At 45.8% G+C, this 10,899-nt stretch carries 9 protein-coding genes and 1 tRNA gene; 6 read left to right on the forward strand and 4 right to left on the reverse strand.

What is annotated here, in order from left to right; translation table 11 throughout:
* The 5 genes from mnmG to VFS25_RS06670 all read left to right on the forward strand — a co-directional run.
* The coding region (gene mnmG, locus VFS25_RS06650; RefSeq protein WP_326461345.1) for a tRNA uridine-5-carboxymethylaminomethyl(34) synthesis enzyme MnmG at positions 1-1,790 on the forward strand (1,790 nt) is incomplete at its 5' end.
* 448 nt (positions 1,791-2,238) lie between these two features.
* Positions 2,239-2,790: a sigma-70 family RNA polymerase sigma factor gene (locus VFS25_RS06655; protein ID WP_326461346.1), complete on the forward strand. Its 552-nt coding sequence runs from the start codon at positions 2,239-2,241 to the stop codon at positions 2,788-2,790.
* Positions 2,791-2,848: 58 nt separating this feature from the next.
* Positions 2,849-4,141, forward strand: a complete 1,293-nt coding sequence (locus VFS25_RS06660) for an outer membrane beta-barrel protein (protein ID WP_326461347.1) — start codon at positions 2,849-2,851, stop codon at positions 4,139-4,141.
* Between the two features lie 49 nt (positions 4,142-4,190).
* Positions 4,191-5,336, forward strand: coding sequence for a lactonase family protein (locus VFS25_RS06665; protein WP_326461348.1), 1,146 nt, complete (start codon positions 4,191-4,193; stop codon positions 5,334-5,336).
* Positions 5,337-5,390: 54 nt separating this feature from the next.
* On the forward strand, positions 5,391-5,780 hold the full coding sequence (locus tag VFS25_RS06670; protein ID WP_326461349.1) for a hypothetical protein: 390 nt from the start codon (positions 5,391-5,393) through the stop codon (positions 5,778-5,780).
* On the opposite strand, the gene cls is transcribed toward VFS25_RS06670, so the two are convergent.
* The gene (gene cls, locus VFS25_RS06675; protein ID WP_326461350.1) at positions 5,775-7,253 is read right to left on the reverse strand and encodes a cardiolipin synthase; all 1,479 of its coding nucleotides are present in this window, start codon (positions 7,251-7,253) and stop codon (positions 5,775-5,777) included. The genes VFS25_RS06670 and cls overlap by 6 nt on opposite strands.
* Positions 7,254-7,464: 211 nt before the next feature.
* Positions 7,465-8,766 (reverse strand): MFS transporter, encoded by a 1,302-nt coding sequence (locus VFS25_RS06680; protein WP_326461351.1) that lies wholly within the window; start codon positions 8,764-8,766, stop codon positions 7,465-7,467.
* A gap of 106 nt (positions 8,767-8,872) precedes the next feature.
* Here VFS25_RS06680 and rpiA point away from each other — a divergent pair, with 106 nt between their 5' ends.
* Complete coding sequence (rpiA, locus tag VFS25_RS06685) at positions 8,873-9,559, forward strand: ribose-5-phosphate isomerase RpiA (protein WP_326461352.1); 687 nt, start codon at positions 8,873-8,875, stop codon at positions 9,557-9,559.
* Positions 9,560-9,701: 142 nt separating this feature from the next.
* Here the strand turns inward: rpiA and VFS25_RS06690 are convergent.
* Positions 9,702-9,774, reverse strand: a tRNA-Phe gene (locus VFS25_RS06690).
* Between the two features lie 270 nt (positions 9,775-10,044).
* A partial coding sequence (locus VFS25_RS06695; RefSeq protein ID WP_326461353.1) for an HRDC domain-containing protein occupies positions 10,045-10,899 on the reverse strand: 855 nt, incomplete at its 5' end.

Raw genomic sequence — 10,899 nt, forward strand, 5'->3', positions numbered from 1 at the left:
GATCCAGGGTACTACTGGTAACTATGAATATGCAAACCATTGCCCAAATGAGCTGCAACCCAGCCATGGGGGGCATAGCTAAAGGACAAATAGTTCGTGAAATAGATGCCCTGGGAGGATATTCCGGTATAGTAACCGACCAGTCTATGATACAGTTCCGCATGCTGAACCGTTCTAAAGGACCTGCCATGTGGAGCCCACGTACCCAAAACGACCGTATGTTGTTTGCTGCTAAATGGAGGGAAGCCCTGGAACAAACCCCAAATGTGGATTTTTACCAGGACATGGTCAAGGGGCTATTGGTAAAAAATGGCGTTTGCTACGGAGTAGTTACCGGGCTTGGACATGAGATAAAAGCAAAATCAGTGGTACTTACCAACGGTACTTTTCTGAATGGGGTTATGCATATTGGTGATAAGCAATTCGGCGGAGGCCGGGTAGCAGAAAAAGCAGCTACCGGCATAACCGAACAGCTGGTGTCCCTGGGATTTGAAAGCGACCGTTTAAAAACAGGAACACCTCCTCGTATTGATGGCCGCAGCCTCGACTACAATAAAATGGAGGAGCAAAAAGGTGATGAAACTATTACCGGTTTCTCTTACCTGGAGGTTGAAAAAATAAAACCGGCACAACAACGCAGCTGCTGGATCACCTATACCAGTGCAGCCGTACATGAAACATTAAAAACAGGGTTCGACCGGTCACCCATGTTCCAGGGAAGAATACAGGGTGTAGGTCCCAGGTACTGCCCAAGTATTGAAGACAAGATTAACCGTTTTGCAGAAAGAGAACGGCACCAGCTGTTTGTAGAACCGGAAGGTTGGAACACGGTGGAAATATATGTGAACGGATTTTCGACCTCCCTGCCGGAGGAGGTGCAATACAAAGCCTTGCAAATGGTGCCCGGTTTTGAGAATTGCAGAATGTTCCGCCCGGGTTATGCCATAGAGTATGATTATTTTCCACCTACCCAGCTGCAGTTTTCCCTGGAAACAAAACAAGTACAAAACCTGTTCTTCGCCGGCCAGATAAATGGAACCACCGGGTATGAGGAAGCAGCCTGCCAGGGTTTAATTGCAGGTATGAACGCACACCTCAAAGCCAACGGCCAACCACCCTTTGTACTAAAGCGCAGCGAAGCATACATTGGGGTACTGATAGACGACCTTATTAACAAGGGCACCGAAGAACCTTACCGCATGTTTACTTCCCGGGCAGAGTTCAGAACACTGCTGCGCCAGGATAATGCCGACCTGCGGTTAACAGAAAAAAGTTATCGCGTTGGTTTGGCTTCACAGGAAAGAATGGAAAAAGTACAGCATAAACAGGAAGGCGTTGCCCAGGTAAAAGCTATCCTGAAAGAGCTGCCGCTGGACCCGGAGGATATTAATCATCACCTGGAGGAAAAAAATTCTGCACCGCTTACTCAACGTCAGCGTGCCTGGCAAATTTTACTGCGGCCGGGAATGGATATTTTATCTATGAAAAGCAGTGTGCAGAAAGTAGCTAACGCTTTGCAGAATTTTTCAGCAGCAATATTAGAGCAGGCCGAAATTCAGATCAAGTATGAAGTGTATATTGAAAAGGAAAATGAGTTGGTGAAAAAAATGAGCCAGCTGGAGGACCTGGTTATTCCTGATACTTTTGATTATGGCAAACTGGTATCGCTCAGTTCAGAGGCCCGTCAAAAATTTAATAAAATCCGTCCACGCACATTAGGACAAGCCAGCCGCATCAGCGGGGTTAATCCCAGTGATGTACAAATCTTAATGGTGTACATGGGACGTTAAGCGATTATTCTAAATCTTAAAATTACAAAAAGAAAGGTGTTCCACGTGACACCTTCCTTTTTTATTTCTAAGAGAATATTTTCTACTTGTGACCTGTTTTTAAGATTTGTGAACTCATTTACGCCTTCTAAAAACCTGTTTTTTCATAATTAATTGATTTACAATTAATTATATTAATAAATTATAACCTCATTATCTCCTTAAATTTCAACGATCATTGGTTAATGCTGGTATTACCCTCAAAACAGGGGTAAAAGGGAAATAACCCCTTTAAAATCGATTTTTGAAAAATCACTTACTTTTTCGCTGAAAATTGTGGAGGAAAGCAACGTTTACAGTTCCGTAAACGTAATGGTAAAGCAACAATTGTAAAACGAATATCTTTATACACGCTGAAAAAAAGTTGTGTACTTTAGGGAACGTAAGGAAAAACGGTAACAGATATTTCGTGCACGAACTGAACAACATTATTGATGGCTGCCGGCAGCTAAACCGGAACAGCCAGGAATTATTGTATCGGCAATTCTATGGATATGCCATGAGTATTGCTTTGCGGTATGCACAAAATAAGGAAGAGGCCATTGAAATTTTAAATGATGGATTTCTGAAGATATTTCAACACATCTCCGAGTTTGATACTACACGTCCCTTCAAAGCCTGGCTGGCCAAGATAATGGTAAACACAGCCATCGATCACCTGCGCAGTAAAAAAAGAATTTCTTTCACAGAAGATATAACACAGGTGTACGACCTGGGTATGGATGACAAAGCCATGGACAAGCTCTCTTATGATGAGCTGCTGCTACTGGTACAATCCTTACCACCGGCTTACCGGATGGTATTTAACCTGTATGTAATAGAGGGGTACCAGCACCAGGAAATAGCAGCACAATTGGGAATATCGGAAGGAACTTCCAAATCCAATCTTTTTAAAGCAAAAAAAATATTGAAAGAAAAAATAGAAAAAGCAACTTCCTATAACACCGTAGATAAAATATAAAAACCCATAAGGGTTATGTAAAATGAGTGACGCGTTTGATAAAAAGTTTCGGGAGAGATTGAGCGAAGAAAATTTTCCTTTTGAGCCGGAAGCCTGGCAAAAAATGGAAAAGAAACTGGATGCGCTCAATGACGACGACACCAACAGAAAGCCTTTCTGGTGGTGGCTGGCGCCGCTTGTATTATTGTTACTGGGCACCGGCGCCTTCATATGGTGGCGCAGCACAGCCCCGGCAACAAACCATCTTGCTGAAACTGCAAAAACTGCTGGTGGAACAACTGCACCCGCAGATACCGGCTGGCATAAGAATGAAAGGGTTGTTACATCAAATAATAACAACCAGGCAATACCACCTGCAGCTACTCCTGCTTCACCTGCAGCAGTACCTTCCGCATCGCAAAAGAAAAATAGTACCGGAATAGCCGCCACTGAAAAACAATATGCCGGCACTGCAAATAAGAACAACGGTAAGACCACAACACCATCAACAATTATAAACAGGCCGGCGGCAGGCAAAGCTTTACCAACATCAAACAATGCGGCGCAGCCGGTTTCAGGAAATATAACGGGAACGGATATACTGCATTCGTCCAGTCCTGCAGGTAAAAATGCTGCCTCCGGGGAAAATGAAATATTGCGCTTACTAAGCACACACTACTTTACTAACCCCGCGGTTCCCTCCAAAATAAACGGCGGCGGCCACTTGGCATTAAAGGAAATAGCGGAAAAATCACCTAAAAAACAAGCAATTCCGCAACGCAGGGGATTTTCCATAGGGCTAACGCTGGGGCCTGTATTTAACGTAGCACCCTCCCTGGAGTATGGCCATTTTGGTTTGGATGGTGGCTTACTTGTCAATTACCATGTGAATAACCGCTGGTCATTTACCACCGGTGTAGTGTATAGCGACAAACCTTATGGCGGTACCCGAAATGATTATAAAGTGGTAAAAACCTGGAGCTATCCCATGAACCAGGTAAAGCGTATTAATGCCAATTGCAGGGTGCTGGATATACCTGTTAATATTAATTACACTTTTATGGATAAACCTGCCTACACATTAACTGCCAGCGCCGGTTTATCCAGCTACTTAATGCTGAAAGAAAATTATTCCTATAAACGGGATTATATGTCCGACTGGGAAAAGTCATTGAGTAATGAAAACCAGCATTACCTGTCGGTGCTGAACCTGGGTTTCAGCTACCAGTTCCCGCTAAATAACCGCATGTCGCTGGGAATACAGCCTTTTGCCAAAATACCTTTGCGTGATATAGGCTATGGCCAGGTAAAACTTTATTCCACCGGGGTAGCTGTACAGCTTAATTTTAACCGGTTCAACCGCAAGCAATAGGCCGGCAGCTTCTTTTTCCTTATATTGGGTATAAGAAACATTATGCTCTATGCGCACTTTATTCCTTACCATTGGCGCACTGCTGCTGCCCTGGCTGCTGAATGCGCAATCGCCAACAAACTATGACCAGTATTTGCTGATAGGCACCTATACCAAAAACCAGCATGAAGGGATTTATGTGTATGCCTTTAATTCACAAACCGGTGCGCTAAAGCCGGTAAGTGCAACTAAAGATGTGGATAACCCTTCCTACCTGGCTATTGCGCCGGATAAAAAACATGTGTATTCCGTAAACGAAGTAGGTGCGGAGAGAACCGGCAGCGTAAGCGCCTTTGCTTTTGATAATGCAACCGGTCAGCTGCAGTTCCTGGATAAGCAGCCCTCCGGCGGGGATGGCCCCTGCTACGTGAACACCGATAGCGCCGGTATGCATGTGGTAGTAGGCAATTATGCCGGCGGCAGCTTATCGGTATTACCGGTGCAGGCAGACGGGAGTATAAATGCTCCCCTGCAAACGGTGCAGCACATGGGATCGGGCGTTAATAAAAACCGGCAGGAAAAACCACATGTGCACTGTGTAGTATTTTCGCCGGACAATAAATACCTGTATGTGCCCGATCTGGGTATTGATAAAGTAGGCATTTATAAATACGATCCATCATCCCCTTTGCTGCTGCAGGAGGCCACTCCATCCTATGTGCAGCTGCCGCCGGGTTCGGGCCCCAGGCATCTTACTTTTCATCCGAATGGCAAATGGGCGTACCTTATTCACGAACTGGACGGGAAAGTAACCGCCTTTAAATATGACACCGGCAGGCTTACTCCCATACAAACCATATCAACCCTGCCGCCTGCATATAAGGGCGCTGTTTCCGGTGCAGATATTCATGTTTCACCCGACGGGAAATTTTTATACGCCTCTAACCGCAGCGACCTTAATAATATTGTGTACTATGCTATTGATCAGCGCAGTGGCCGGCTGCAGCGGAAAGGCCAGCAGCGATCGGGCGGTAAAACTCCCCGTAATTTTATGATAGATCCATCGGGCAATTTTTTACTGGTGGCTAACCAGGACAGCGATAATGTAGTGGTGTTTAAACGTAACATAAGCACGGGCGCTATTAAACCCACCGGTGAGGAGATCACGGTATCTATGCCGGTGTGCTTAAAAATGATAGCGGTGGAGAAACCATAATATTTATGGCATAGCATTTTCAGTATTTCCCTGAAAACTTAAAAATGTGCCGATATGAAAAATAAACAAAACCAACCCCCGAAAAAAGATCTGCCCCCGCAACCTGATATGAAGGAGCAGGAAGAAAAAAGAGAAAAAACTTTTCCCGGTTATCCCACTTACCCTGCCAGTGAAGACATAATGAACCAGGGTAAGCAGGAAGACCTGGATGTGGAAAACATTACCCGCAATGTTCAGCTGAATAATGAGCTGAAGAAAAGGAAAAAAGAAGACGAAGAGCCGGATGAGGAAAGAAAGCTGGATATACCGGGCGCCGAGTTGGATAATGACGGGGAAAATATCGGGGAGGAAGATGAGGAAAATAATTTTTATAGCCTGGGCGGCGACCGTCACGAGAACCTGGAGGATGACCCAACAGCGACTGAAGAGGACGACCAGTCATAGCAACGGTGTTAACAACCGGCATAAGGCATCTACAAACTTTTCACCAATGGAGCGATTCTTCCAGGTGCGGCGCGTCATGAGCGCTGCATTCTCCAGGTCGTTTTCAAAAGCAGCGTTCAGCTCCTTTACAACGGACCGGTCGTACATGATCACAGCAATTTCAAAGTTCAGGTAAAAGCTGCGGTTATCCAGGTTCACGGTGCCTACCACAGCCAGGTTATCATCTATGATCATGGTTTTGGCGTGTATAAATCCCTTTTGGTAAAAATATACTTTTACACCTGCGTCCAGCATGGGCTTAATAAAGGATTGTGCGGCGTGCTGTACAAAAAAGGAGTCGCCCCGTTTAGGCAGCAGCAGCTCCACATCCTTACCTGCCTGCGCCGCCATTTGCAGTGCTGTTAATAATTGCTCATTTGGTATAAAATAGGGGTTGCTGATACGTATACGGCGGCGTGCAACATTAACAGCCATTATAATGGTTTGCATGGCCATTGGCCATTGTGAGTCCGGCCCGCTGGCTACCACATCCATAAAACACTCGCCGCTAAAGCCTGCGCGGTGGTAATAAGGCGCTGCAAACGGAAGGCTTTTTTTACTACAGTACCGGTAGCTCATCATAAACTGCAGCTGCAGCTGGTTTACCACATCGCCTTCAAGCTGCAGGTGAGTATCGCGCCAGAACACTTCATTGTTTCCATTGTTCAGGTAGCGTTCATCCATATTAATGCCGCCGGTGAAAGCAACTTTTCCATCTACTACAATAATCTTACGGTGGTTGCGGTAATTGGCGTTCAGGTAAAAATCCAGTAAAACCGGCGAAAAAGCATATACTTCCGCTCCATGTTCTTTAAGACGTTTGGTTACAGGCCCCATATGATCACAGCCTAGGTCATCGTAAATAAAACGTACCTCCACACCGGCCTGCAGCCTTTCAATTAATATATCTATTACCGCATTGCCAACGCTGTCTACCGCAAAAATGTAATACTCCATATGAATATGGTGCTGCGCACCGCGAAGGGCTTCCATTACGGCCGGAAACTTTTGCTCGCCGTTCAGCAGTATTTTTACCCGGTTATTGCGGGTAAGCAGGGAATGCATGGTATTAAGCAGCATGGAAGATATTTCCTGCTTGCTGGCCACCAGGTGACGGAGTTCTACCTGCATTTCTTCTATTTCGGGACGTTTGTTTTCCCAGTAGCGCAGCATCAGCGACTCGTCCTTAGAGCCTTTAAGGGTAAAGCGTTTACGTTTGCGGAGGTCGCGCCCCAGGTAATAATATACCACCAGCCCAACAATGGGTAAAAATACCAGCAGCAGTATATAAGCCATTGCTTTAATGGGGTTGCGGTTTTCCAGCAAAATGGTGCCTACCACGCCTGTAAACGTAAGCAGCACCAGCGCATAGCTGAGTATTTTAAGGGCCAGGTGCCAGTTAGTTTCAGACAGTAAATGGAGTACGGTGAACACAAACAGTAATTATATTGATAAAGATAAAAGTTTATGTCAATAGTGCCCTTATTGACAGCATAAAGGAAAGGTTACCAACAAAAAGTTTTCCAATAAATGGGCGCCGGGATGAGTTATTGCTAAAACCCGTTTTTATTGTTTACTGCTGCAGGGCAGGCGTGCGGTTCCAGGGCCACAGTACCGCTGCTGAATAACAAGAAGGATTTATGATTTACACGTTTTCCCGGTCAATGTAAGAGGTACGTTTGGTATCTCTTACCACCGCATAAACGATCAATGAAATAAAGATACAACCGGTAATATACCAGTAATAGTAAGACTCATGACCAATGTTTTTAAAATACAGCGCAATATATTCTGCCGTTCCGCCAAAAAGCGCTACAGTTAAGGCATAGGGCAGGCCTACTCCCAGGGCTCTTATTGCTGAAGGAAAAAGTTCTGCCTTTACCACAGCATTAATAGCCGTATAGCCGCTTACGATAATAAGTGCAGCCAGTATCATGAAAAATTCGGCAACAATAGATGTGGTATGGCTTAGCATTGTTAATATGGGTACAGTAAGCAGCGTGCCCAATATACCAAAACCCAACAGTAAAGGCTTACGCCCGATTTTGTCAGACACCCATCCAAACAAAGGCTGCAGGCATGCATAAATAAACATGAGTAGGAAAACAATAAGGGTAGATTGCTCTTTGGACAGATGTACGGTATTTACAAGGAACTTTTGCATGTAAGTAGTGTAGGTATAAAACGCCAGTGTACCGCCCATGGTTAAGCCAATTACAGTAAGCACAGCCCGTGGATGTTTTTTAAGCAGCACACCAACTGCGCCCCGTTCTTTCTTATGGTCATTTACGTGTATAGACTCTTCCATGTTCCGGCGCATAATTAAAACGGTAAGCGCCAGCAAGGCGCCGATAAAAAATGGAATGCGCCAGCCCCAGCTAAGCAGCTGTTCGGGGGTAAGAAAAACTTTTTGCAGCAAAAGCTGAATGCCTAGTGATACCAGCTGGCCGCCGATAAGTGTTACGTATTGAAAGCTGGAAAAAAATCCGCGTTTTTCCGGTGTGGCAATTTCGCTGAGATAGGTGGCAGAAGTACCGTATTCCCCGCCCACGCTGAGGCCCTGCAGCAGGCGTGCCAGCAGCAGTAGTATAGGTGATAGCAGGCCTATGCTGCTGTAGGCAGGGGTAAAAGTGATCATCAATGATCCCAATGACATTAGCAACACGGAAAGCGTCATGGCAGCTTTGCGGCCGGTACGGTCGGCAATACGGCCAAAGAGCCAGCCGCCGACAGGCCGCATCAGGAAGCCCACGGCAAAAATAGCAGCGGTGTTCAGCAGCTGCACAGTGGGGTTACCTTTTGGAAAAAAGGCCGGCGCAAAGTACAGGGCAAAAGTGGAATAAGCATACCAGTCGTACCATTCCACCAGGTTACCGGCAGAGCCGGTAATAATAGCTTTCAGGCGCCAGGCGGTAGTACGGGAAGGGTGCTGCAATTGGTTGATCATGGAATTATTTTGAAACACACAGGATGCGCGGTCAAAAATAACCGCTTTTTATATAAGTTAAAGGCGTTCTTGTATCTTCGTACATGACCAATTATAACCGCATTGTATGCAAGATCGTATAACAAACGCCAAGAAGGCTGCCGGTGAAAAAGCGGCAACGTTTATCCGTCCGGGTATGATTGTTGGCCTGGGCACTGGTTCTACTGCTTACTGGGCCATTCAGAAAATAGGCGCCATGATAAAGGAAGGGCTGAACATAAAGGCGATAGCTACTTCCGAAGCCTCTGCAGCATTGGCCCTTGAGCTGAACATACCGCTTACCACCTTTGCCGAAACGCAGCGTATAGATATAGATATTGATGGCGCCGATGAAGTAAGCGAAAACCTGGATGTGATCAAAGGCGGCGGCGGCGCGCTGCTGCGTGAAAAGATTGTGGCCTACCATAGTAAGCAGCTGATCATTATTGCAGACGAGCATAAGTATGTGCCTACCCTGGGCCGTTTTCCGCTGGCAGTAGAAGTAATTCCCTTTGGATGGGAGGCTACAGGCAGTAAGCTGCAGAGTTTAGGCTGCCGGCCGTTGCTGCGTACTAAAGGAGAGGATCCGTTCATAACCGATAACGGCAATTATATTATTGACTGCTCATTTGGCACTATTAAGGAGCCGCAGCTGATTAACGATGCGTTGCATAACATACCGGGTGTAGTGGAAACCGGGTTGTTTGTGCAGATGGCCGATAAGGTGGTGTTGGGGTATGAGGATGGGAGTACAGAAGTGAGGGAGCGGGGGTGAGGATAGCAGCTGGATCATCCGTTTGATAATTCTTATTTTATCAGGTATGAATACATTCCCGCGTTTTAAATGAGAGCGATACGGAAATAGGGAAAAAATTAAAAAGGCCTCCAAGCGACTCGCTTGAAAGCCTTTTTTTCAGTGGTGTGGGGCGGGATCGAACCGCCGACACAAGGATTTTCAGTCCTTTGCTCTACCGACTGAGCTACCGCACCGCCTGTTCCTTGCTACGAGAAAAACATTGTTTTTTCCGTGAAGGGAGTGCAAAGATAATATTTTTAGATTTTAATTTCCAAATATTATTCAATCAAATTGTTACAGCTGCGGTTATTTCACGATGAATATATCCTGTAGCTGAAGGCGTTTTTACGTATTGCTTTTGCGGCCCGGGCTGCTTTTGTAATACTTACACGCGGTAGGATGCACGGTACAGGAAATATCTGATATTAGGTATGTACGCGTACACGTGCAGTAGTATTCCCGGATCAATTTCCGTATTCCACCAGAAACTTGATGCGCATCAGCTTTAGTTGTTCAATAGTATAATCACTTTCTATCAGCTCTTCTCTTGCCAGTGCAAGGCTGGATGTTTCGCAGCCTTTAAAATACTCTATGATCTCGTCCTGTGCGTAATCGTCCAGCTCTTCATCAATGCAATAATCCAGGTTCAGCTTAGTGCCGCTGGCTACAATGGTTTCCATAGCGTCCAGCAGCTCCGCCATGCTCAGCTCTTTATTTTGAGCAATGGTTTCAAGCGGCATTTTTTTATCAATGTTCTGGATAATGAACACCTTTAGCCCACTCTTGTTCACCACGCTCTTCATCACAAAATCGTCCGGCTTTACAATGTCATTTTCCTGCACATATCTGGCAATCAGGTCTACAAACTGTTTACCATACCGGATGGCTTTTCCCTTGCTTACCCCCTGTATCTTTTCCAGCTCCTGTACGGTGGTGGGGTAGTGGGTAGCCATATCCTCCAGGGAAGTTTCGAGGAATATTACAAATGGAGGAAGGTTTTTTTCCCTGGACACCTTTTTGCGCAGGTCCTTCAGCATTTCAAACAGCACCGGATCGGTAGCGGCCTGGGCTTCTCCGGCTACTTCATCATCGTCACCGCCACCTTCATCATCAAACTGGTGGTTAAGCGATACCATTATGGAGTAAGGCTTTTTCAGGAACTTGTTGCCTTTGTCCATCACCTTCAGCAAGCCATATTCTTCAATATCCTTTTCTATCAGTCCCTCCAGCATCATTTGCCGGATCAGCGAGTTCCAGAAGTGACTGTCAAACTCTTTGCCTTCGCCAAAAACATCCAGCTGGTCATGGCGGTAAGTGGT

This window comes from Chitinophaga sp. (assembly GCF_035761305.1).
In the GTDB taxonomy this organism is placed as follows: domain Bacteria; phylum Bacteroidota; class Bacteroidia; order Chitinophagales; family Chitinophagaceae; genus Chitinophaga.

Coding starts and splice junctions, on each gene's coding strand:
- rpiA (WP_326461352.1), top strand. CDS start 8,873: ATGCAAGATCGTATAACAAACGCCAAGAAGGCTGCCGGTGAAAAAGCG.
- VFS25_RS06670 (WP_326461349.1), top strand. CDS start 5,391: ATGAAAAATAAACAAAACCAACCCCCGAAAAAAGATCTGCCCCCGCAA.
- VFS25_RS06680 (WP_326461351.1), bottom strand. CDS start 8,766: ATGATCAACCAATTGCAGCACCCTTCCCGTACTACCGCCTGGCGCCTG.
- VFS25_RS06665 (WP_326461348.1), top strand. CDS start 4,191: ATGCGCACTTTATTCCTTACCATTGGCGCACTGCTGCTGCCCTGGCTG.